General features: G+C 59.0%; 21 protein-coding genes and 2 pseudogenes. 7 read left to right on the top strand and 16 right to left on the bottom strand.

The features are described from left to right. Window positions 1–135: 135 nt before the first annotated feature. Both RTCIAT899_RS18715 and RTCIAT899_RS18710 read right to left on the bottom strand, forming a co-directional pair. Window positions 136–834 carry a DUF4405 domain-containing protein gene (locus RTCIAT899_RS18715; RefSeq protein WP_015341801.1) on the bottom strand — a complete coding sequence of 233 codons (699 nt, stop codon included), beginning with the start codon at window positions 832–834 and terminating at the stop codon, window positions 136–138. Next, window positions 831–1,328 (bottom strand): cytochrome P460 family protein, encoded by a 498-nt coding sequence (locus tag RTCIAT899_RS18710; protein ID WP_015341800.1) that lies wholly within the window; start codon window positions 1,326–1,328, stop codon window positions 831–833. The genes RTCIAT899_RS18715 and RTCIAT899_RS18710 overlap by 4 nt, the downstream gene beginning before the upstream one ends. Before the next feature lie 135 nt (window positions 1,329–1,463). Here RTCIAT899_RS18710 and RTCIAT899_RS18705 point away from each other — a divergent pair, with 135 nt between their 5' ends. The 3 genes from RTCIAT899_RS18705 to RTCIAT899_RS18695 all read left to right on the top strand — a co-directional run bounded on the left by RTCIAT899_RS18705 (window position 1,464) and on the right by RTCIAT899_RS18695 (window position 3,868). Further along, window positions 1,464–2,087, top strand: coding sequence for a nucleotidyltransferase family protein (locus tag RTCIAT899_RS18705; RefSeq protein ID WP_015341799.1), 624 nt, complete (start codon window positions 1,464–1,466; stop codon window positions 2,085–2,087). A 381-nt stretch (window positions 2,088–2,468) separates the two neighbouring features. Next, entirely contained in the window at window positions 2,469–2,651 is a 183-nt protein-coding gene (locus RTCIAT899_RS18700; protein ID WP_015341798.1) for a hypothetical protein, read from the top strand. Continuing rightward, window positions 2,642–3,868 (top strand): MFS transporter, encoded by a 1,227-nt coding sequence (locus tag RTCIAT899_RS18695; protein WP_015341797.1) that lies wholly within the window; start codon window positions 2,642–2,644, stop codon window positions 3,866–3,868. The genes RTCIAT899_RS18700 and RTCIAT899_RS18695 overlap by 10 nt, the downstream gene beginning before the upstream one ends. A 295-nt stretch (window positions 3,869–4,163) precedes the next feature. Here the strand turns inward: RTCIAT899_RS18695 and RTCIAT899_RS18690 are convergent, their stop codons facing one another. Next, window positions 4,164–4,997, bottom strand: coding sequence for an SDR family NAD(P)-dependent oxidoreductase (locus RTCIAT899_RS18690; protein ID WP_015341796.1), 834 nt, complete (start codon window positions 4,995–4,997; stop codon window positions 4,164–4,166). Window positions 4,998–5,096: 99 nt separating this feature from the next. On the opposite strand from RTCIAT899_RS18690, the gene RTCIAT899_RS18685 reads away from it, so the two are divergent. Beyond that, the gene (locus RTCIAT899_RS18685; RefSeq protein ID WP_015341795.1) at window positions 5,097–5,714 is read left to right on the top strand and encodes a TetR/AcrR family transcriptional regulator; all 618 of its coding nucleotides are present in this window, start codon (window positions 5,097–5,099) and stop codon (window positions 5,712–5,714) included. A gap of 300 nt (window positions 5,715–6,014) precedes the next feature. On the opposite strand, the pseudogene RTCIAT899_RS33125 reads toward RTCIAT899_RS18685, so the two are convergent. The 9 genes and pseudogenes from RTCIAT899_RS33125 to RTCIAT899_RS18640 all read right to left on the bottom strand — a co-directional run. Next, a pseudogene (locus RTCIAT899_RS33125) lies at window positions 6,015–6,179 on the bottom strand (IS481 family transposase); the annotation flags it as partial. Window positions 6,180–6,334: 155 nt separating this feature from the next. Next, entirely contained in the window at window positions 6,335–7,168 is an 834-nt protein-coding gene (locus RTCIAT899_RS18675) for an SDR family oxidoreductase (RefSeq protein WP_041678036.1), read from the bottom strand. Window positions 7,169–7,237: 69 nt separating this feature from the next. After that, entirely contained in the window at window positions 7,238–8,398 is a 1,161-nt protein-coding gene (locus RTCIAT899_RS18670; RefSeq protein ID WP_015341792.1) for an NADH-dependent flavin oxidoreductase, read from the bottom strand. 182 nt (window positions 8,399–8,580) lie between these two features. Beyond that, window positions 8,581–9,636: an aldo/keto reductase gene (locus RTCIAT899_RS18665; protein WP_015341791.1), complete on the bottom strand. Its 1,056-nt coding sequence runs from the start codon at window positions 9,634–9,636 to the stop codon at window positions 8,581–8,583. A 345-nt stretch (window positions 9,637–9,981) separates the two neighbouring features. Beyond that, the gene (locus tag RTCIAT899_RS18660; RefSeq protein ID WP_015341790.1) at window positions 9,982–11,049 is read right to left on the bottom strand and encodes an alpha/beta hydrolase; all 1,068 of its coding nucleotides are present in this window, start codon (window positions 11,047–11,049) and stop codon (window positions 9,982–9,984) included. Window positions 11,050–11,498: 449 nt separating this feature from the next. Further along, the gene (locus tag RTCIAT899_RS18655) at window positions 11,499–12,719 is read right to left on the bottom strand and encodes an MFS transporter (protein ID WP_135488262.1); all 1,221 of its coding nucleotides are present in this window, start codon (window positions 12,717–12,719) and stop codon (window positions 11,499–11,501) included. 93 nt (window positions 12,720–12,812) lie between these two features. Further along, window positions 12,813–13,466, bottom strand: a complete 654-nt coding sequence (locus RTCIAT899_RS18650; protein ID WP_015341788.1) for an SDR family oxidoreductase — start codon at window positions 13,464–13,466, stop codon at window positions 12,813–12,815. Between the two features lie 95 nt (window positions 13,467–13,561). After that, window positions 13,562–14,422 (bottom strand): SDR family oxidoreductase, encoded by an 861-nt coding sequence (locus RTCIAT899_RS18645; protein ID WP_041678035.1) that lies wholly within the window; start codon window positions 14,420–14,422, stop codon window positions 13,562–13,564. 179 nt (window positions 14,423–14,601) lie between these two features. Next, entirely contained in the window at window positions 14,602–15,201 is a 600-nt protein-coding gene (locus RTCIAT899_RS18640; RefSeq protein ID WP_015341786.1) for a nuclear transport factor 2 family protein, read from the bottom strand. Between the two features lie 150 nt (window positions 15,202–15,351). Here RTCIAT899_RS18640 and RTCIAT899_RS18635 point away from each other — a divergent pair, with 150 nt between their 5' ends. Further along, complete coding sequence (locus tag RTCIAT899_RS18635; RefSeq protein WP_015341785.1) at window positions 15,352–16,293, top strand: LysR family transcriptional regulator; 942 nt, start codon at window positions 15,352–15,354, stop codon at window positions 16,291–16,293. 335 nt (window positions 16,294–16,628) lie between these two features. Here RTCIAT899_RS18635 and scpB read toward each other — a convergent pair whose 3' ends face one another. Then, entirely contained in the window at window positions 16,629–17,303 is a 675-nt protein-coding gene (gene scpB / locus RTCIAT899_RS18630; protein WP_015341784.1) for an SMC-Scp complex subunit ScpB, read from the bottom strand. Window positions 17,304–17,306: 3 nt separating this feature from the next. Further along, window positions 17,307–18,242, bottom strand: coding sequence for a DUF1403 family protein (locus RTCIAT899_RS18625; RefSeq protein WP_041678034.1), 936 nt, complete (start codon window positions 18,240–18,242; stop codon window positions 17,307–17,309). 122 nt (window positions 18,243–18,364) lie between these two features. Here RTCIAT899_RS18625 and RTCIAT899_RS18620 point away from each other — a divergent pair, with 122 nt between their 5' ends. Continuing rightward, window positions 18,365–19,495, top strand: a complete 1,131-nt coding sequence (locus RTCIAT899_RS18620) for a site-specific integrase (RefSeq protein ID WP_015341782.1) — start codon at window positions 18,365–18,367, stop codon at window positions 19,493–19,495. Between the two features lie 560 nt (window positions 19,496–20,055). Next, window positions 20,056–20,973 (top strand): recombinase family protein, encoded by a 918-nt coding sequence (locus tag RTCIAT899_RS18615; RefSeq protein ID WP_015341779.1) that lies wholly within the window; start codon window positions 20,056–20,058, stop codon window positions 20,971–20,973. 289 nt (window positions 20,974–21,262) lie between these two features. On the opposite strand, the pseudogene RTCIAT899_RS34585 reads toward RTCIAT899_RS18615, so the two are convergent. Together RTCIAT899_RS34585 and RTCIAT899_RS18610 are read right to left on the bottom strand one after the other, a co-directional pair. Then, window positions 21,263–21,483, bottom strand: a pseudogene (locus tag RTCIAT899_RS34585) (class I SAM-dependent methyltransferase); the annotation flags it as partial. 23 nt (window positions 21,484–21,506) lie between these two features. Beyond that, window positions 21,507–22,469: a hypothetical protein gene (locus tag RTCIAT899_RS18610; protein ID WP_015341778.1), complete on the bottom strand. Its 963-nt coding sequence runs from the start codon at window positions 22,467–22,469 to the stop codon at window positions 21,507–21,509. Window positions 22,470–23,222: the final 753 nt, after the last annotated feature.

The raw sequence follows: 23,222 nt of genomic DNA, 5'->3' as shown, positions 1-23,222 counted from the left end.
TGCTAAATCGCGCGTGTTGTTCTCACCCTCGAGATCCCGGTGAGAGCCGGAGGAATGGCTCGACAGCTGCCGACATTGATGATCAAAGGCGCTCACATTCGGGATTTAGAACGTGGAACCCCAGTACCTGAGAATTCACTTCGTGGTCGCCGGAGAGCGCCGATCTCTCTTGTGCAGGCTGAGCAGCTTGAGGCTGTAATGCGCAATCATGGCGCAGAGCGCGATGATCGCCGCGTGACGCAGGATAAATTCGGCTGCCGCTGCCTCGAAGTCCCAAAAATTGAAGGTCGTCTCCATCCGAAGCTTGGGTCCGATATCAATCACAAACAGGCTGTGAACGCCGTAGATAGCAATCAGAAATGCCAGACCGCGCAGAGCCACGGTTTTAATTCGGGTCTCCACCTTCACTCGCAAGACCTGCCCTATAACCCGCATGATCATCGACCATTGCAGTCCGACATGGAGAGCTGCCATCAAGAGTACGAGATAGGCAATGAGCGCATGCACCTGTCGCGTCGTAGAGCTACTGCGAAGAGACAGGAAGTCGAAGACGGCCTGCGAAATGATGACGCTGGTGACGAACAGCCCCACCATCATGACCATAAGACAAAGCGTGATGGTCTTGCTGAACACGGCCCGCGGCTCACGCCAGCCTTTCGCGACCATACCGTACCAGCGCCGATTGAAGACGTTATGACTGATCAACAAGCCGAACATCAAGGTGCCGATGATTTCGTGGACCCGGTTTCCGAACCAGTCATACGCGAAAGCGGCCAGCAACAGGCCGATCGCGAGGATATCGAGGATCGAGCGAAATAGAAAAAGCGGCTTCAAGGAAGGTAGGCCCGCATTTTGTCGGTCGTGAACATGAAATCGTTATCGGCCTGTCCTCCGTGGCACGACTGACAGCGATCGGCGATTGCTTCGCGCTTGACCTGTCCGGTGGTATCGAACTGCTGGAAATGCCAGTCGCCGGTCCGCTGGTCTTCTGGGGAAGTAAGGCCCCAATCGACGCCTTTTTCCATGACGAAATAGCTCACAAGTTTGTAATCGGTCCAGATTCCCAGCACCAACCGAGTGCCGGGCGGTAATGGCTGGCCGGACTTTGCGATCGCTATGGTCTCGGCAGTGGCGAAGGCCTCTTCTTTCGAGGAACCGCGATCGTAAATGCCATACCGAACATATTCTCCAAAGTTCTTCGGAAAGGTCGCGCGATTCCCGGTTGCCTGCGCGAACGCCTGGCTGGCGATGGGACTTGCGATTGCGACAAATAAGCAGATGATGCCGCAAATTTTGGCGCAGACAGATGGTTGTCTCGTTGAAGGCATTCAAATTCACCACATACACTCATTGACGCGTAGCCTATCTTGATGCCGTCCATCGCATTAGACGCCCTGGTTTGCATGAGGTTAGAAAGCAGCCTTCTAAATCGGCTGGTGGAATACGGAGTAGGTCGAGGAAGCATGGATCATCGCGAAGGCGTTTCGGTCGCGGCCATCTTGCTGGCGGCCGGACGGGCAAGGCGCATGGGGCAAAACGGCCCGCACAAGCTGCTGGCAGAGTTCGATAGCGTGCCGCTGGTGCGGCGTTCCGCAATGGTATTGCTGGCCTCAAATGCTACGCCGGTCGTTGCCGTGACGGGTCATCGGCAAGGAGATGTCGAACAGGCCTTGGTGGGCCTCGATATCGTCACTTTATTCAACCGGTCCTACGGAACCGGCATGGCCAGTTCGTTGGCTTGTGGAGTTTCGCATCCGCAAATTTCCGAGTGCGATGGTGTGCTTGTCATGTTGGCAGATATGCCCGGCATCCTGACCGAGCATATCGATTGTATTGTGCAGGCTTTCCAAAAATCCGGCGGAGAAGCGATTGTGCGGGCGAGCTTTGGCGACACGCCTGGACATCCCGTCTTGTTCCCCCGATTGCTGTACGGCCACCTGATGAGACTGGAAGGCGACGTCGGGGCACGAGAAGTGATTGGCGATAGCGAACTCCCCATCGTGATGATCGATATCGGTCGGGCCGCTTTGCTTGATGTCGATACGCCGACGGCCATTATCGAAAATGGCGGTGTCTTGCGTGACTGAGCCACGGCAACAGGCTGCTGCTGAGGACGGTTGCCGTCCGGCGCCTCCTTCCTGACTGGCAGTTCGAAACGGCCGGCGGGGTCTACGAGGTCTGCTCGGAGTTCGTTTTTCGGTTGCCCGCGGCGACGCATTTGCCGCCTGGATAGTCGCAGAGATGTTTGCATCCGGTCCCCGTGTCCACGACCGCAGCGTAACGACTATAACAGGGAGAGCTTCCCCTACCACGACAGGCCAAACCAGTCACTTGACCGCTTATTCATAAGCCAGATTTCTAAACTCATGCGGAATTGCATGGGTTATCAACCATCCGCCGTTGGCCGATAACGCTCGTATGAATTGATCCAAAGCTGTCCTCGAGGCAGCACTCAGGAGCGCGTAAAAATGTCATACGATCCGAAGGACTATCATATCGATGCCCGCAGCCTGTGTTCCGGCATGTTGCTCGTCGCCGTCACTCTATGCGGCATGGCGCTTGCAAGCCTGGATTTCCATGGGACAGTGCAGGCAGGCTGGTCCGCGATGGCTGGTGAAATGGTGTCAGGCAAAGTTACTCAATGCAGCTAAGCAAGACAGAAACGAGAAACCGGCAAGGCGCTGGGCTGTCGAGCAGGCTCGCGGTGTTGTTCGCGATCGCTGGCGGGATTGCCGTTGGAAACCTTTACTGGGCACAGCCTCTCCTGACCGAAATCGCCACAGCACTTCAGGTATCGACCGGAACGATCGGCCTGCTGGTGACCATGACCCAGATCGGTTACGCGGTCGGCGTCCTCCTGATCGTCCCCCTCGGGGACATGCTACCGCGGCGCAGTCTCATACCAGCTGTCATGGCCTGCTCAGCCTTGGCACTTCTCAGCGGTGCGTTGTCGCCGAGTTTCACGACGCTGGCAGCGGCCCTTGCCGCTGTCGGGATGACCACCGTCGCCGGCCAGCTTCTGACACCGCTCGCCGGAGATCTGGCGACGCCTGAAGAACGCGGTAAGGTCGTCGGCACTATTGTCTCGGGCCTGTTGGCCGGGATCCTCCTGTCCAGGACGGTCAGCGGCGTTCTCTCCGACGCCTTCGGCTGGCGTGTCGTCTATGCTGTGGCGGCGCTGTGCACGCTCCTAATGGCGGTCGTGCTCTGGTTCGTGATACCCGCTGAACCACCAAGGCCTCGCGTCGCCTACGGCAAGCTCATTCTCTCGATCTTCCAAATCGTGGGGAGATATCGCATCGTTCAGGTCACCCTATTGATCGGCGCTCTCGCATTTTCCGTCTTCACCCTCTTCTGGACCGGACTGACATATCTACTGAGCGCTCCGCCCTACTCATATTCGGTCTCCCAGATCGGTCTCGTCGGCCTTGTTGGCCTTGCCGGAGCCCTTGCAGCGCGTCGCGTCGGCAGGTTCCACGATCGTGGCTGGTCAGTCGCTGTCACAGGCCTTGCCCTTTGTCTCGCGACCGCATCGCTTCTGATCGCCATGGTAGGTACCAGCTCGATCCTTCTGGTGCTTCTAGCTGTTCTTCTTCTTGATGTGGCGATCCAGGCCGTGAACGTGCTCAATCAGTCCCGCATTCTGTCGGTGGATCCGGCGTCTCGAAGCAGGCTCAACACCGCCTTCGTAGCTTGTAACTTCATTGGCGGAGCACTGGGATCGGCTTTGTCAGGACCGCTGTGGTCCTGGGGAGGATGGAGGGCGCTGATGTTGTGTGGCGTGTCCCTAACGCTGCTCGCACTGGCCCTCTGGTTCGGTGGGAGGGAAACGCTCGACACGACGAGTGTGGACCGCTCGGGCACGTGACAGCTCGACGCCACACAGCGATAGGCCCGCAGCCGAAACCTCCTTGACGGGCGAGACGACGTGAAAAACGTCACCAGCAAGCCGAACAAGCCTGGATTGCCGGTCGACTAAAGACGCCAGCGAACTGTCCGCCCTACTTGGCCTCCGAACATTAAAGGGAGCACAGATACACGGTATGATGATACGGGCGGCGTTTGCCCTTGCCATCCGGAGGCCGACCTTCCCGAAAATGCAGACCGGCCGCCAAGATCAGCAGGCCGGCAACGGACGCGTCAGTCGCCGGCCGACTGCAGTTCTATCCCCCCGTAGCGCTTTTCATGACGGCTCGCTGCATCGAACGCGGTGTCAGGCGATTTGAAAATATAATGATCTTGTTCATGAACCCGGCAACTACGGAAGCCTTGCCTTGTGACAGGGCGTGGAGACCGCCTTTGGCAACAGGACGGGGCTTCATCGTCAAAATACGCAGCATTGGCGAGACAGGGGCGCTTGCGGCCGAATCGAAGCCGGTTTCGGTGTGTCCAGGGCAAAGGCAGGTGACCGTCACGCCTCGAGGGCGGAGTTCGTCGTGCAAAGCTTCTCCAAACGACAGCACGTAGGACTTCGTTGCTGCATAAGCGGCAAACCCAGGAACGGGCTGGAATGACAGAATGCTTGCAATGAGGAGTATCTGACCAGACCCGCGGGCTGCCATATCCTGCCCGAAGATAAAGCTCAGTTCCGTGACCGCCGTGATATTGAGCTGTATCATATCGGTCGTGCGCTCCAGCGGGGTGTCCAGAAAATCCCCGTGCAACCCATACCCGGCATTGTTCACCAGAATATCGATCTGCAGCGACTGGTCATCCAGACTGCTTTTCAAGCGAGCGGCAGCGCCAGGGGCTGCAAGGTCGATCGGTTCGACGACGATCTCGACACCATATTTCTGTCGAAGCTCTGTGGCGAGCTTCTCCATCGGCTCCTTGCGCCGGGCGGCGAGCACGAGATTTACCTTCTGCGCTGCCAAGAGCTCGGCATAGTCGAGACCCATGCCACTGGAGGCACCGGTGATCAGGGCCCGCTTCGTTGCGGCACCATTCAATTTTCCTGCGAGGGATGTTTGCGTTTCCGCGTTAGCAACGTTTTGCATTTGGTTTCCTTTCAATGTAGACAGAAGAAACTTATGCCTCTACATAGGCGATGAAGTTACCAGTGTCAACAATGTTTCTATGGGAAACTTGGAGGTACCATGCAGGCTACACCCCACCGCCCCTATCATCACGGTGATCTCCGCCGTGCGATTATTGAAACTGCTCTGGACATGCTTCGGACAGAGAAGGACTGGCAGTTCACGCTGCGGGAAGTCGCCCGTCGGGCAGGCGTCAGCCACGCGGCGCCCTACAAGCACTTTCCGGATAGGACTGCTCTTCTGGTAGAACTCGCCATGATTGGGTTCGATCGGCTACGCGAGGCGCTAGTGAAGGCGAAACCCGAAACCTCCGGATCGCTGCTCGAGGAAATCACTCCGATATCTCTGGCATATGTCGCGTTCGGAACCGAAAACCCGGCCTTATATCGCCTGATGTTCAGCGCGGAGGAGGGGCGGGCCGTAGGAATGCATCTCGATCAACGGGCGTTAGCGGTATTCGACGTAGTGCTGGATATGCTCAACCGCGGCCAGACTGCTGGGACCATTCGCAAGCGGCCAGTCAGGGGACAGGCGACCGCCGCATGGGCGCTCATTCACGGCATCACCCTGCTCGCGATCGATGGGCTCCTGGTGCCAGAAAAGGTCGGATCGGCGCCGCTGGAGGCAGCCATTGCCACTCTGGTGGATGGGCTGGCGATGCCGCAACCGAACACTTAGCTGATACCAGGCCAGGGCCGCATGGCCAATCGACGTCGCGTTCCGGCCTTCGTCTTTAGATCAAGCAGCGTCGGTCGTAGCGCCCGTTCATGCTTTGGCGGGCTCTTGGCGGTCCCTCGGTAACTCGTACCCACTCCGGGTGGAGAGCAAGGCCATTGCAAGAAACCCCGGGAGCGGCCGCAGAACGCGCAAAGCCCATTGCCCGGCATGACTTAGATTCCGCGTTTGTGACGGACGAGTATTTTTTCACCGTCGGCTCGCAATTCGCCTTTAGGGCCAACAAATCGATACAGCGTCTGCCTAGAAGTTCGGTCCCGGAATGAGGTGGTGCGGATTAATTTTGAAGATTGACGGGGCCTTTGTCCAGGCGTCGCAGAAGTTATAGACTGTGACGAAGGCCAGGACATGGGCTTTCAGGCTTTGCAGATCGTCGTAGTGGTAGACCTTGACGGTGGAATCCCTGACTGGCGACGGGCAGACGAGCACCACCATTTCCGCGGTGTAAGATGCAGCTGGCTCACGTCTTCAAAGCGAGCGGTTTGCCGATCCATGCCGTTGCCGGTCGCAATTGAAAGAATGAGCGGGCCACTCGCGGCGGCCCACTCATAGAAATCTTAAGCCTATGCATCGAAGGCAAGAGAGCTTGACAGTTCTTTGTGGGCATCGATCTGCCGCTGCACCAAAGCAAGCTTCTGTTCGACCATGCCGACCGCGTCGGCGCCGGCGATGAAGCGACGGGGCAACTCGGGCAGGTTGACCAGCGTGATCAGGGCCTGAGCAAGCTTGGCGGGATCGCCGGGCTGCTGGCCGTTGGCGGACTTCCAGAAGGCGAGGTGCTGGGCCCGCCGTTCGTCATAGTCGTTGACGGCTGACGGAGCATACTGGGTGGAATCGTCACTCAGAAGCTCCGTGCGGAAGAAGCCGGGATTGACGATCATGGTCTCGATGCCGAACGGCGTCACTTCCGGCTGCAGCGACTCGATCCAGCCATCGAGTGCGAACTTTGCAGCAGCGTAGGCGCTGCAGAATTCAAAGCCGACCAGGCTTGCCGTAGACGAGATGGAGACGATCTTCCCGGATCCTTGGCCCCGCATGACCGGCAGCACGGCGCGCGTGACATTCATGGGGCCGATGAGACCACTCGCCAGCTGCAGATCCATCTGCTCCGGTGTCAGTTCCTCGAAATAGCCGGCGTAGAAGCTGGCGGCATTGTTGACCAGCACGTCGATGCGCCCGAAACGCTCGATCGCTGCATTGACGGCCGAAACTGCGTCGGCCGGCTTGGTCACATCGAGCGTGGTCACCAGCAGATTTTCCGACTGCCCGATCGCCTTGGCAACCCGCTCCGGGTCTCGACCGGTTGCAACCAGCTTGTCACCGGAGGCCAGAACTGCTTTGGCGAAATCCAGGCCCATGCCACGGCCGGCGCCGGTGATCATCCAAACTTTACTCATAGGTGTTTTCCTTGTGTTGGATCCCCTACGGGCTGCCTCCACAGGCAGCGCCGTCCGGATTGAGGGAGATTAGGCCGTTGCTTTCCGTGGTTCCTCTGGGCGATCTTCTTTCACCCTGAACCAGCCTGTGGCGGCCTGAATGACGCCCCACAGCTTGTTCGGGATCCCGATCTCCGGCACTTTCGAAGTTCTGACTTCAACCTCGATCTGATTTTCGTGACCGCTCTTCGAGAGCTCCACCCAGTTTGGGTTGATCACTAGCCCCTGGCCGACGGCCACGAGCGACAGGCCGAGATCGAGAGCACGTCTTGCCTGGTCGGGTGTCCGGATCTGGCCGGCCGCAATGACCGGGACGCGCCCTGCCACGCGAGCGGTGATCAACTCAGCGATCGTGAGCTGCTCGCCGCCATCCAGTGGCTTTGCTTCAAGGACGTTACTCAGGGAGGCGTGGACGTAATCCACGCCGGTTTCGATAAGACGGTCGACTAACCCGTAGGCGTCGTCGATACGAAGACCGCCCTCTTCGGGTTCTTCGGGCGAAATTCGATATCCCAAAAGGAACGGGCGCTTTGCATATTTGTCGATGACCCGTTTGACCTCGACGACGACGGCGATCGGAAAGCGCATGCGGTTTTCAGGCGAACCACCCCACTCGTCGTCGCGCTGATTATAGAGTGGCGAGAAAAAGTTCTGAAGCAGGAAGCCGTGCGCGCCGTGGAGTTCGATACCGTCAAAACCGGCTTCGATAGCGCGACGTGTGGCAGCGCCGAACGCAGAAATCACGTCGAGGATTTCGTCATGGTTTAAAGGGCGCGGTGTCACTCCAGCGGCGTTGAACGGCCCAGCCGCCACCGGAACGGAACTGGCGCTGACTATATCCTCGGCGGCGACCAGACTTGCCTCTGCCTTGTTGCCGGCATGGAAAATCTGAAGCACCGCTGGCGCTCCCCCACTTTTGGCGGCATCGGCCAGCCGGCGCAGACTTGGTGTGAATTTGTCAGCGTAGGACGCGAACTCGCCGGTGAAGCCGATACCGTTCGCCATGATATGTGTGCAACCTGTCAGAACCAGGCCAACGCCCTGTGCCCTGCGCCGATAGTAGCCGATTTCCTCATCGGAGACGGTCCCATCGTCGTTTCCTGACCAGGTAGTCATCGGCGCCATGACGACATGGTTCCGAAGGGTCAATCCGTTCTGAAAGGTGAACGGTTCGAAAAGTCGAGTTCTCATGGTAGCAATCTTCCTTGCAATGTTAGCTGTTGAACAGACATTTAGCAACGAAGACGGTCGTTGATTATTCCACCTAATCTGCATGAAGTTAGAAACGCGGCTTCTGAATAGGAATGTCGCAGCTGATCAACGCAAAAATCCTACCGTAGGTCAGCTGCGGCAGGATTCTGAATGGCAGGAAATTAAGACGCCAGTTCCTTGAGCGCCTGGTCGCTCGAGTCGATATATCGATCCCGCTGCAAGACCCCGAAACGGCCGTAAGGATAATCGTCCGGCCGCGGCGCGCTGACCGCATCGAGTTTTGCTGTCACTGCTTCTTCAAGATCGAGGTCAGCCGCACCAAGATTGTCCTGCAGCTGTTCCATGGTCCGTGCACCGATGATGCTGGCCGAGACGCCCGGACGGTTTGTGACCCAGGCCAGCGAGACCTGGCTTGGAGTCGATCCGATATCACCGGCGATCCGGCGAACGGTCTCGATGGTGTCCCAGTTCCGATCGGCGGCATAGAGTCCCTTGCCCATATGCTTGATCATCGAGCCGTCCTTGGCAAGGCGCGTCCCCTCCGCAGGCTGATTCTCGCGATGGTATTTTCCGCTCAGGAAGCCTGCCGCCAGCGGAGACCACGGCAGGATGCCAATGCCATTGTGGAGTGCTGCCGGAACCACCTCATATTCGATCTCTCGATAGACGAGGCTGTATTGTTGCTGCAGCGTGATCGGTACCTGCAGCCCCATTGCACGGGCAGTAGACAACACTAGCTGTACCTGCCATCCCGTGAAATTGGAGAGGCCGACGTAATGAATTTTGCCGGCGCGTGCCGCTGCATCCAGGAAGGAAAGCGTTTCTTCCACCGGGGTTAATGGATCCCAACCATGCATCTGGTAAAGGTCGATCGCCTCGACACCCAAACGTCGCAAAGATGTATTGAGCGCGCGGTGCAGGTGAGGACGCGACGTGCCGGCGTCGTTGACGTCAGGTCCGGTTCCGAACCGAGCTTTGGTCGCGACCAACAGCCGGTCTACCTTGTCTTTGCGGCCTGAGCGCCACCGGCCCAACAGTTCTTCCGACGCGCCTGTGCCATAAACGTCGGCGGTGTCGATCATGTTGCCGCCGGCGTCGAGATAGGCATCCAGGATCGCAAAGGCTTCCTTCTCGGGCGTCTCCGTCCCAAACCCCATTGTGCCGAGGATGAGGTTGGATACCGACGCACCTGAATTGCCGAGTTTCCGATACTTCATGGATAGCTCCTTGTCGTGCTACTAGGATTGACGCGACCGACCCTGCAACCAGGCTGCGATCTATTCCCGCTATGTGGGCTCAGAGATCGGCGTGATTAGACCGCGAAAACTGCATAGGCCTATGAATGCCGCTTCTGAAACAAGCAGTCTTTTCCTGCGTTGTGGGAGTGCACCTGACTTACAAGCTCGGAAACCTCAAGAAGCCGGCTGGTCCCCATTCGAACAACTGCACCAATGCAGTCAGGGAAACGATCTTCTGGCCAAAGGTCGGCACCTGCGTCGGACCCGACTGGGGTTTTGCGTCGTCGGATCTCAGAAGTATTTCACAGGCTAACGCCTCGAGTCTTAAGCCGTAGCAAAAGCTTTACGCAGAGCAGCCAGTTTGGCGTTGTTGAACGTTTTCACAATCTGAGCATCGGGCGAGCCCAGGTCGAAGCCGTGAAAACCACCCGGGACCACAGAGAGTTCTGTTGCCACGCCAGCATCGATCAGCCGGCTGGCATATGTGATGTTTTCCTCAACGAAAAGATCGATTGAGCCGACACATATATAGGCCGGCGGCAGGCAAGCAAGGTCACGCGTCCGTGCAGGAACACCACCGCGCGGAACTGCCGCTGTTCCCGGCCGCACCCCGAGAAAAGAACCCCATCCGAACCGGTTTGCCGTAGGGGTCCAGATGATGCGACCGATGTGAGATGGTGGCTGACGGACACTTCCGGTCCGATCATCCAACATCGGATAGACGAGCAACTGAAACGCGATGGGAAATTCTCCGCGATCTCGCGCCTTGATCGCGAGCAGGGCAGCATGACCACCACCCGCGCTTTCGCCCATGACGGCGATCTTGCCGTTGTCGACACCAAGCACGTCCGCATTCTCGAACACCCACTTGAGCGCGGCGTAATTGTCTTCGACGGAACCTGCGTAGGTCACTTCAGGAGCCAGTCGATACTCTACCGAGACGATCACGCAATCGAGGGACGCTGAGGTTGCCTGCAGCCGCGGCAAATCTTGCGCTACGGTGCCAAGAACATAGCCACCCCCATGCGTGTGGACGATGGCCGGCCGGCGGGTGCCGGGCTTATCGTTGATCACGTAAACCACCACGTCCGGCTGATTGCGGGTTCCAGACACGGTGCGCCGCGTGATCTTGACAGACTGATCGGGAGCGGGATTCATTTTATCCAGAGATGCACGGATTCCCACGAGTGTCGATGGGGACATTTTCGCGAGCGTTTCGGTGAGTGGCATGACTGTCGCCGCCGCAGCTCGGAGCTCAGGGTCGACAAGATTCATGAAATCCGTGTCAGCGCCTGGTGAAGCTGCCTCGGTAGCAAAGCTCCGCGGGGCTGACGCGAGAAGGGCGATGGAAATGGCCCCGCGGGCAAGTTCGCGACGTGTCAAATCAATCATGTCAGTCCCACCTCGGTTAGCGTCATTGCAATCGCATGGAAAGCTGCCCAACACAGTGCCTTGCGAGGCACGTGCGCCCAACGTTATGTGCGGGTAGCTGTACCGGACGCTTAGACAAGCGATTAGAGCGTCCGGTTTGCATAAGCTTAGAAACCAGGCTTCTGAATATCGCTTGTTCTGTTTCCGGGGTCGCCGAATGGCATCCTGCGGTCAGAAGGTGACCCCGAAGCCGAATGCTTTTCGGCCGTTAAGTTCGGCGTTTTTGATCCCTTTTTCCGTTTCGGAGAACCGGGGGCCGATTCGAACAATGCTAAGTGCCGCAAGGCTTATCGACGGTTCTGATGGGTTACCGCTAATGAGTATCAGTTCGGGAACAAAACGGAACGCCGCAGACCGCCATTCAGGGCTGAAGCGCTCGCGCTCCAGCCCTAACTGCCGTAGAAGATTGACTATTCAAGCTGATCGGATCGGTTGAAGGCGGGACGGAAGCCCGGCGCCAGAATGCCTGTTACCACCCAATGGGTGAGAAGGATTATGGGCATGATAGTTCCCACAATGCACAAGCCCATCCAGCCGGCATGAGCAAACGCGAAGCTTCCGAGTGCCGATCCCATCGACATGCCAATGAACCCGGCCGTCACGAAGATCGAGGTAATGCGCGACTGGGAATCCGGCGCCAGCCTATAAAGGATGGACTGATGCGTAACCTGGAGGCCCATGACCGCGACGTCGAGCACCAAGATGCCGGTGATCAACAAGGGAAGAGAAGTGCCACCCGCTGCCACAAGCCCCCACGATGTAATGAGTGCAACCGCCAATATACAAGTGGTAGTATTGGCGAGTCCTCTGTCACCGAGGCGGCCCGCAATTCCGGCCGACAGGGCTCCGGCCGCCCCGATAACACCGAACAGCCCTATAGTTGAGGGTGAATAGTGGTAGGGTGCGGACGTCAGCAGTAGGGTCAGCCCCGTCCACAGGGTGCTGAAGCTGCCCATGCCGAGCATGGCATAAATCGATCGGCGTCTCAGTTCCGGCTCTGCACGGAACAGGACCATCAGTGACCGCATCAGGTTCGAGTAGACGAGGGTGCCTACCTGTGGGTTCGCGACCATCGTCCGGCGCAGCATCACCCACAGGCTGGCGACAGCAAACGCGGCCAGGGCATACATCCAGCGCCACCCGATCAGATCTGAGACGAACCCAGAGACCGTGCGAGCAAGCAGAATGCCCAAGAGAAGGCCAGTAATGACCTGCCCGACGCGCCGTCCGCGCTGTGCTCCCGACGAGTGCGAGGCGACATAGGGAATGACCACCATGGTCGCGCTTGCCGTTGTTCCGATCAGAAGCTGAACGACGGCAAAGATCAGGAACGAGGGGCTAAGGGTAGCTGCGGCAAGCGCAATCACACACCCGGCCAGCATGATTGAAGTCAGCTTTCGTCGATCTACACCGTCGCCGAGCGGAACGATGAGCAGGACACCAAGCCCGTCGCCAAGCTGCGTGAGCGTCACAAGGTAACCGGCATGGGTCGGGCTCACTCCGAAGGCCTGCCCGATGACGGCGAGCAGAGGCTGGGAATAATAGATGTTTGCGACCATCACTGCCGCGGCAAGGGAGAATAGAAGGACCTGGCGCGATGTGACGTCGGGGGAGGATGAGGCGGATGTCATGGTTTTGGGCCTAGTTTTGGTCTGCCGGAATGTCGTGAAGCGCACCTGGCTTTTGAAAGCCGGCACTGCGCCCCTGTTTGGCGAATCGATCGGTCAGGCCGGGTAGGTGACTTCAGCAGACCAGGATGCTCGCGGTGCCGCATGCAAGCTCCAAAATGCCTCGGCCACCCCCAGAGCCTCGGGAGAGTTCGGCGCCACCACCGTCGCCACGTTCACAGTGGCCACGTGGACACCTCGATCCTTGAAGCTGTCGAACAGACCATAGGCCAGGTTGCGAGTGCCGGCTTTGCCGATGCTGAGCGACACATAGTCGGGATTGGGCGTCACCCCGAAAAATCCGCCGGTCAGGAGGATCGTCCCTTCGCCACGCTCGAGCATGCCACGCGAGACATCCTGAACGGCAACTAGCGCCGCACCGATGTTTACGGTCAGGTCCGACACAAACGTGTCGGCGGGCTGAGTCTCGATAGTGTCCTGATGCATCGACGCGGAATTAAAGTGAAGGACGTCGATCGCACCGAATTCGGCTTCAGTTTCCCTGATCAGGGTGCTGACACTGGCAAGATCGCCGGCATCTACGGTTTTGCTCGCAACAGTATAGCCCTTGACCGCAAACTGCGCGATCCGCGCGGCAAGTCTGGCCGGCTCACGCGATGTCAGCACCACGCGGTAGCCCTCTTTGGCGAAGCGTTCAGCGGTTGCAGCGCCGATGCCCGGGCCGGAGCCAACGCTTAGGAACGTTTTCATATGATATCTCCAGTAAAAGAACTCGAGGAACGAAACACCACCGTTTTGACAGGCACTCGGGTCGGTCGCTTCGGGTTCGGCCTGAGTCGTGAAATTCAGATCAGGCCGCCATTCGCGAGAATCGTCTGGCCGTTCACCCACATGCCATCCGACGAGCACAGGGCAGCAATGATGTTTGCAATGTCATCCGGCTCGCCCAATCGACCATGCGGCGTGCGCTGAACAAAGCCGGCAATCGCCTGCGCATTATTTAAATCCGTGAACAGCGTGGTATTGACTGGACCCGGCGCTATCGCGTTGACGGAAATCATGCGCCCTGCCAGTTCCTTGGCCAGGACATTGGCATAGATCTCCTGCGCGGCCTTGGTGGCTCCATAGGGGCCGGTGGCGGGTAATCTCGCGTGCGCGACGGTGGAAGACAACGTGATGATGCGACCATTGTTTCGAACGCGCCGCGCAGCTTCTCGCATCGTGTAAAAGCCGCCTTTCATGTTGACGTCAATCAACCGATTGAAGTTTTCATCCGTCATGTCGCTCATGGGTGTCTGACGAATTATCCCCGCATTTGCGACAACAACGTCGACGCCCCCAAAAGCCTTATCGTTTTCATCGAACAGTCGGCGCACCGCGTCAGAATCGCTTATGTCGGCCTGCACGGCGATTGCTTTCCCGCCTGCGCTCTCGATGTCGCGCACGACCGCATTGGCGAGATCGCGGTTTACAATGAAGTTCACTGTTACCGTGTATCCCTCGCGGGCAAGCCGTTTGGCCACGGCGGCGCCGATTCCACGGGACGATCCTGTGACGATGGCCGCTTTTCCAGTGCCGCTGCCAGTGGTCTGCGCTGAGGCAGTTCCGGCGACGACGCCCGCTGCCAGCGGAGCGATCGCTACAGCGCCCAGTAGGCCGCGACGTGACATGGATGCCGGAGGCTGAAGATCATTCTGATCGGTCATGGTACTTTCACTTTCGTGGGCGTTTAAATTTCCGAAGCTGGCGATTGACATCGCAGAGCGCAGCGATGGGGTCGCTTCCGGCGTCAGTCTAAGCAGGGGAACGAGAGGCTCGGACGGTCTTTTGGGCGGTCCAGCTTTGAGACTGCATCAGCAATCGGAATTTGAAGCTCCAATTTGGCTTAGTTGCCCTTGCCAACTTCATATGGCGAACCGGCGGGATCAGTTTTTACCGTCCACTTGCCGCTCACCCGGAATGCAGAGGCCGTCCCGTAGCTATCTTCCATGAATTGGAAGAGTACGATTTTGCCGTCGCGGACCTTGGCGCGAATAGCTAGCGGTGACGTAACGGCTATCCCAGTTGCTTTAGCGCGATAGGTGAACTGGCCGAAGACGGCAACATTCTCACCTGCTCCGAATATGTCGAGAACCTTGAAGTCCTCCAGTGTTCCAAATTGCTGAACTCGCATAATCGCGTTGCTGTAGGCTTCTGGCCCGTTCTGGGTCCCGACCCACGGTATGATCTGCTTGAGTTCCGGGTTGTCGAAGTTCAACGAAATGTATGTAGCATCTGGAGCGACCAGACGCTTGGCAGCTGCCTCAACCTTGTCGGCTCCGGTGTTGGCGAGAAAGTCGGCAACGATCCCGACATTGGTTGATACGTCGGCGGAGTTTTCTTGGGCGATCGCGGCTGGCGCGGCGAACATGGCAGCAGTCGATACTGCTCCGGTCGACGCAACCGCCAGTATAATGCTAAAGCTGAGCCTTTTAAAATTGGACATCATGTCTCCATATAATTGCGATCGTCAGATCGATAACGCCAAGGAACCAGGAGGGTCACGGACCACGTTCCGGCGTCCGTTGACGCTGTGATATGAATAGATCCAATCCTCTTGATTGATAATCTCGGCTCAATTCGTTTTAATAGTGCCGTGACGGAACAAATTGGAATCGATCGGCTTACTGGTATCATCGCGTTTGCTCGTGCGGCGTCGCTTGGTAGTTACACGGCAGCGGCTCGTTCTCTGTCGATCTCTCCGTCGGCAATCAGCAAAAGTGTGCAGCGTCTGGAGGAGCGGCTCGGCGTTCGGCTCTTCAGCCGCACGACGCGCTCCTTGACCCTGACGCCCGAGGGACTTGTTCTGCATGAACGGGCGCTCCGCTTGTTGCAGCAGGCCGAGGAGATCGAACAGGCCGCAGCCGCGACGCGGGCCGAACCTGCCGGATTGTTGAAGATCACTACAGCTCTGCCGGTTGGAGTGCATCTCATCAGTCCGCATCTCCCGGCGTTTCGGGCGCTCTACCCGAAAGTGTCTATCGACCTCCGCTTAGGCGATACCTTCACAGACCTTGTCGAGGAAGGGATCGACGTGGCGATCCGCGTGGGCCAGCCAGTCGATTCACGCCTTATCTCTAGGAAGCTTGCGCCAAACAGGGTCTGCGCTTTCGCATCGCCAGCCTATCTAGAGCGACGCGGCATGCCCACGCGGCCCGAGGACCTCGACAGCCACGACTGCGTGAACCTCCGTTATCAGAGCTCGGGGCAGTCGATGCGATGGCCTTTCCGGACCGGAGATCGTATCCAGGAGATCTTGCCCAATGCCGGCATCGTCGTCGACAATAGCGATGCGGTCATGGCGGTCCTCTTGAACGGCGGTGGCATCGGTATTTCGGCAACGTACATAGCTGGTCCCTACGTTGCCCGCGGGGAGTTAGTTCCAGTGCTAAAGAACTACTGGATGGACAGGCACCACATCACGGCGCTTTGGCCGGAAAGTCGACGTGGAAATCCGAACGTAAAGGCGTTCGTCGCGTTTTTCGCCGAGCTTTTCTCTGAGCCGACACCTTGGGATTCTGAATTCACCCTAGCGTGAGCGTTGACATACGGGCATAGACATAGCGGTCAAGAAAATGCCGTTCGCGGCTCACCAAGTGCCTCTTCTTTGCGCTCGCTCGGTCGCCTTGACCGGCCTCAACTTCATCGACGTCCGCCTCGGCTTCTCGCCCACGCATGCGAAAATTCCCTGGGGCCCGGGGTTCATCGTGCCGTACGCCGATCAGATCCGGAAGGCGACCGGCCTGCCCGCGCGGCGAGTTGGAATATCACTCAGCCGGAGCAAGCGGGCGAACTCATAAGCAGTGGGCAGCTCGACCTGGTCATGATGGGCAAAGCGATGCTCGCCGATCCGCATTGGCCGTACTCAGCTGCTTATCTGTCGTGGGCGTCTTGATCGACTGGTTCGTTCCGCTCGTCCGAGGCTATCGGGATATCGGCGTCGAAGAGCATGTGCTTGCTGAGCAGTCCGGCATCCTCAAGCGCTTCGATATTGGGCAAATCGCGCAGGGTCTCGAACCCGAACTGCGACAGGAAGGTCTTTGTCGTCACCAGCGTGTAGGGTGCACCCGGCTGCGGGCTGCGAGGACCTGAGGCGACGACGCCGAGCGACCGGAGATGGGCGATCGTATCGCGGCTGACCTCCTTGCCGGTGATCTTCGAGATTTCGCCGCGGGTGATCGGCTGGTGATAGGCGACAATCGCCAGCACCAACAGATCCGCTTGCGACAACAACCGTCCTGGCTGCTCGACGGCCGTCACGCTGCGGATCGCCTCGGCAAACCGTTGCCTGGTGCGGTGCTGCCAGCCGCCGGCGACCGAGACGAGCTCGTAGGGGCGGTCACGCAGTTCTTCGCGGATGTCGTCGATCAAGAGATCGACGCTGCAGTCGCGTCCGACCAGGCGTGCGAGCGTCTCGCGCATCACCGGTTCCGCCGATGCGAAGATCACTGCTTCGACACGCCCCATCCACTCGCGCCAACGCAGCTCCGGCGGGAGCTCGGCGAGCTCGGTGTCAAGTCCCTCTGTTGCTCGTGGCCGCCGTCCCATGGTTTACAATCCATAAAGCCGGAATGTCGTTCGACCCGTGAGCTCGCGGACCCCGCCGAGCGTCACCAGCCGGTCGAACAGCCGCCGGCTGGACCGGTCGCTGGTGGCCTTGCCCGTCTTTGCCGCCAGCGCGTCCTCGCGGATCAGGATCGAGATCGTCGTATCGGCCTCCTTGCCGCGCAACTGTGGCGCGACGGCCAGCAGCCGCGTCATCCGGCGGCCAAGATCGGCGTGCAGATCCAGCGCCGCCGCGGCGCCGCGCCCATAGGCAAAATGGCAGGCATCCGTCCAGATTTCCGCCCTGCCCTCCCGCAGCGCTCGCCAGTCACCTGGCCGCAATGCGTTCGCCAGAATCGGCAGGGGCGCCGGCCATCCGAGACGGCTGGCGAGAATGGCGTCCGCCAGCCAGACGCCCAGCGACCGGGCATCCGGCCGACGCCGCGTGAACGCCAGCGCGGCGGACGCCGCCGCCCGTACCCCGTCGCCGGGCCCGCGCGCATGATCGGCAGCCATCTCCAACGCCACCACCAAGGAGGCGTCGGCGGCGATCTCGAACAGGTTTGGCAGGCGGGTTTCCCATTCCTGCGTGCGCACGGCTCGTGGCTCGCCCAGCGCGCGGAAGGCGCCGAGCAGCCGACCCGCCGGTCCGGGATCGCCATCGGCCGGCGTCAGATACCAATGATCGCGCAACGTCGTCTCGCCTTCCGGCCGACCCTGCTGCCGCGTCATCGCCGCGGCACAGCCAAGCGCCAGTCGCTGTCGCCAAAGATTACCGAGCGGATGCCCGTCGCGCGCCGCCGGGTGCAGGGCGGCCAGCGCCGCGCCGGCGAAATAGCCCGCGTCGCCAACGCCTTCTGCCGTGGCGGGAAGACGCGCCCAGACGGGAACGGGCGGATAGCTGAGGGGTGCATCGGGGATGATTCGCGCGCGTGAGGTCATGGCGGACGGTAACATATGACGGCGCTTTTCGCTATCGAAGGAAGCACAAAGCGCCGCGCCTGTCGGCGAATAAAAACGTCCGATAATCTTGCATTATCGGACATTATGTTCATTATAGAGAAATGGCCCAAATCAGCGACCAGAACAGCAGAAATCACGTCGAGAAGATCTCGGCGCCGTCTCTCAGCACGGCGGACGGGCATGATGTTTCCGCGCCGGAGGTGTGGGACAGTGCCCTCCCCTCCCCTGCTGATCAGGATCAGACACCAGCGCATCTTGCCAACCTCGCCGATCGCGCCCGGGGATATGTCGAAGCGGCGAGTTCCGCGAATACCCGCAAAGCCTACGCCGCAGACTGGAAGCACTTTTCAGCGTGGTGCCGGCGGTCGAATCTCACTCCCCTCCCCCCGCATCCGCAAACCGTCGGGCTTTATATCACGGCCTGCGCTTCCGGCACGGCTGAACGTGGTGCAAAAGCGAACTCAGTGTCGACCATCGAACGCCGCCTCTCCTCGCTCTCCTGGAACTATGCCCAGCGTGGCCTCTCGCTCGATCGCAGGGACCGGCATATCGCCACCGTGATGGCCGGCATCCGCAACAGCCACGCAAAGCCACCGGTCCAGAAGGAAGCGGTCATGGCGGAAGACATTATCGCCATGGTCGAGACGCTCGATCGCGGCTCTCTGCGCGGCCTGCGGGATCGGGCCATGTTGCTCATCGGCTTTGCTGGAGGTCTTCGGCGCTCCGAAATCGTCGGCCTCGATCTGAAGGCAGACCAGACCGAAGATGGTCGCGGCTGGATCGAAATCCTCGACAAGGGCATGCTTATTACCCTGCGCGGAAAAACCGGATGGCGAGAGGTTGAGGTCGGCCGCGGCTCGTCTGACGCGACCTGCCCGGTTGCCGCAATCGAGACCTGGATCAAGTTCGCTAAGCTGGCTCATGGCCCCCTTTTTCGCCGGGTGACGGGGCAAGGGAAAGCTGTCGGGTCGGAGCGGCTGAACGACAAGGAGGTCGCTCGGCTTGTGAAAAGGGCCGCAATGGCCGCAGGCGTTCGCGGCGATCTCAGCGAAATTGAACGCGCCTTCAAGTTCTCCGGCCATTCCCTCCGCGCGGGCTTGGCTTCTTCCGCTGAAGTCGACGAGCGTTACGTCCAGAAACAGCTCGGTCATGCTTCAGCGGAGATGACGCGCAGATATCAGCGGCGGCGGGATCGCTTCCGTGTTAATCTGACCAAGGCATCAGGGCTTTAGCCGGCCCCTCCCCTCCTCCGCATGAAATCGCAAGGGGAGATTTCAGTGCCGAATTTCTCGCTTGGCGCTTCAATTGAAATCGGAAGCTAAAAGCCACAGCGTTCTAACTAACGATAAGTATCAAGTATCGATAGTGATGGATTTCGAGCCGCAAAACCGATGTCTCGGCCTCCTGGATCTATGGATTCCCCGGGAAAACCAGGCGTTTCCGCCAGTTTTTCACCCAGGATCGGTGGACTCATCTGCCTGATTGAGTGGAACAACGTTCATCGAACCGGCCGGCCCGCTGCCCCTCCCCTCCCGCTTCCCCGCGTCGGACTCGGCTTAAGACGGCAAGGCCAGGGCTGGTCCCAATCAAATCCGCCGATTTTGCGCGATTTCAGCCAGGGAAGCCCGCTGACGCGCGTTTGGCGGTCGCGATGGATTCATCGCCTATTCTTGGTCCAAAATCGCGCTGTAGGGCTCTCAATTTTGATGATAAAACACGCTTGCAAAGGACCATTTTCTCACGCATTCCTTCTCTGTACAAAGTACCTTGAAACGGGAGTGTTGAAGGCGCCATGGTAAAGCGGCAAACCGTTAACATCCACCAGCCTCCTAAGCGGCTGATCGGCTACGCCCGGGTGTCGACGGACGATCAGATCCACGATGCCCAGATCGATGAGCTGCGGGCCGCCGGCTGCGATCGGATCTATCAGGAGCACGGCTCCGGTGCATCGCGCGCCCGACCGGTGTTGACGCGGATGCTCGGCGAACTCACCGCGGGCGACGTCCTGGTCGTCGTCCGCCTCGATCGACTGGCCAGATCGGTGAGCCATCTCTTGTCCGTGATCGAGGACCTCGAAGAGCGGGGCGTGCATTTCCGCTCAATACGTGACCCGATCGATACGTCCACGCCACAGGGCATGTTTTCCCTCCAGGTCCTCGGCGCGGTCGCGCAGCTCGAGCGTGCTCTAATCGCCGAACGCACCAAAGCCGGGATCAAGGCGGCGAAGGCGCGCGGCAAAATTCCTGGCAACCCGGGCCTGCGAGAACGGCGTCCGGAGGCGATCCGGGCAGTTTCGCGAGCGCGCGAGAAACTTTATCTCGATAAGCTCATCGCGTCGGCGCAGACGTGGCTGCCGGTGGTGCGACAACTGCGCCCGCAACATAGCTGGGACAATGTCGTACGGGTACTCAATCGTCGCGGTCACGACTGGTCCGTCGAGCGCCTTCGTCGCGCCGTTCATCGCCTGGTTCGCGAAAAGCTTGCGGAGAAAGAACTGCTGGTCCGCTCCCCTCGTCGCGCCCCCGAGGACCACCTCATGAAGTTGGTGGCGGCTATCTCTATTGCCGATCCCGATCTGTCGCTTCGCGACATTGGCGCGCAACTGGACCAGATGGGAGAACGGCCTGCGCGCGGCGGCAAGAAATGGCAGCCCTCATCCGTTCGAGACCTGCTAGACGAAGCCCACCGCTTTGGCCTCATTCGCCGGTGACGGCGCAATTCATCGGGCGAGCGACGGCTCGGTGTTTCGCGCTGTCCGATCGCATAGATTTCCACACTTGGCTGTTGAGGATCTGGAGCGCTAGGCGGCGGAATTCGCCATCGGTCCGCAGCTACGGCGGATTGCTTCAACCAGGGACACGGGCGCTAGTTTTTCCGGCGCCAGCCTACCCTCCCCTCCTTAGAGTTTATTGGATGCCACATGTAGAGGCGCGACCGTTACGGCCGCACGAGGACAAGCAGACCTGCGGTCTCAACGATGGCCTCGATGGCGGCGACCCGCCACTCGGCCGGAGCGCACGGCGCATATGCGCGAATGCCGCCCCTGTGGAATCGTCGAAGAACATCAATCCGAAACGTGAGAACAGGAAGTCGAACGCGCCCTAGGGCAGATCGGCGCTGCTGGCGTCCGCCACCTGGAACGGGATGACGTATCCTGCGGCGCTGGCGCGCGCTCTGCTGATCAACGGTCGGATATGTCCACGCCCAGCACGTTGTCGCCCGACGCCAGCGGCCAGATGCCAATCAGCTTAGCTCTACAACTAACGCATCGAGGCAAGCCAAAGCGTCCCGACTGTAGATCGCTTGGAACGACTGCAGCGAACGCTGGCCGTTTTCAAACTCGACTCTCATCTTTTCCAGAACGTCATTGTGATAACGGGCCAACCACACGTATTTACGATGGACGTTCGGTCGATGGGTTGTGCCTAAGTTCCGGCGCAGCAAGTCAGCGTGCCTTTCCATGAATTGAAGGTAATTCGCGAAGTCGTCGAATTCTCCCTCGCCCGCAGTCAAATAGTCTATGTACCGCGTTCCGTCCTCGCCAACTCGAAGAAGTCCGTTGACATAACCCGCTTCCTCCTCAGGGTCGTGATTTTCATTATGTAGGCGACTGTCCGCGAGGAAGAGCCTGTATGCGGCTTCGTCAATGACAATCCGCGGATACCTGGCTTCCTCGCTCTCGATTTGGTAAGCGCGCACCATCGCCGGTCCAAAGATAGGGCCTTTTCCATTTAAGCCAACATGCACGTCTCCGATCGCGACCCCGGCTCGGATCAATACTCCGCTGTTAATGCATTGTATCTGGATGTGGAGAAGGTCTAGCAACTCGTTGAACAGCGCCCCGTCAGCATATTGTGTGTCAAAAACGCGGACACGCACCACCGCGTCCGACACCGACTCCGCGAATGCTCGACTACTCAGCCGGACGTCCTTCATTCGCCTCGCGGGCAACTCATCTGGCGTGGAAAATTCCCGCAGATCGAGAATGATGTTGTGAATCTCGGCAGGAGTTCTCGAATTGAGGAGCGCCTGGAAACCCAACACGTCGATGAAACTTGCGATCGCAGGTTCATAATTGGAGGCATTAGCGCGGGCCTTCGATTTCTCCCGCTCGACCTTCTCTCGCTGCCGCCGCCCTTGCGCAACAGCTTTATTTAATTTCGCATGAAAAGCAGCGATTTGATTATTTGGAGTTGGTTCGGTCACTTTGTCGCTCTATGGATAGAAGCACGGTGCAGGACGCTGATAACGCCTTACCGCTAGTAGATCGCCTGATATGCGGATGGCAAGTTATGCCGGCCTGTCCAGCCCTAGAGCTACTTCCAAGTTTACTGCTCGCCTATAGGATCCACTCGGAACCTCTTTTCGTCGATCGGCATTGAGGGGCATACTTCACCTCACGACTTATGCGCTCCACATGCCTATACGTCTCCGATTTACGCGGAAGTAGCGGCCATTGAGTTGAAATGACCATCGCCGAAAGTCCTTGTATTTCAAGATATTAAGACGGTGGTCAGCTGACCACCGAAGAAAATGCCATCGAACACCCGCATCAGGCCTCCCTTTTTAGCGGTTTCAAAGGGATCGATTTGGTCAAGCGAGCCTGAGGAATTTGCCGAGATGCCGAGCATCAAGCCTCTACCGACTTGCAGTGGCTCTCATAGCGTCGCCTGTCCACCAATAGAAGGGATCGGCCTCCACTACTCGCAGCACCGGGCACTAGGAAGTAGTACGTCGAACCACACAGACGCCGACACAAGGTAAGCCTCCGCTCAGACGTCCCTCGTTCCTGGCCTTCCGAGGTGCGATCGATTGCCTTCGCCACCAAATGATATGACAGCAAGACTGACCGCGTTTGCGGTGCTCATCTTCGAAAGCCATTGTCCGCCAAAGTGTTAGATTTGTGGTCAGCTGACCACGACCGAAATCGTGAAGGCTTGAATGACGATCGGGCTAACC

Source organism: Rhizobium tropici CIAT 899 (assembly GCF_000330885.1).
In the GTDB taxonomy this organism is placed as follows: domain Bacteria; phylum Pseudomonadota; class Alphaproteobacteria; order Rhizobiales; family Rhizobiaceae; genus Rhizobium; species Rhizobium tropici.
The sequence above is the reverse complement of the archived record's forward strand: the minus strand, read 5'-3'. Positions and strand labels throughout refer to the sequence as shown.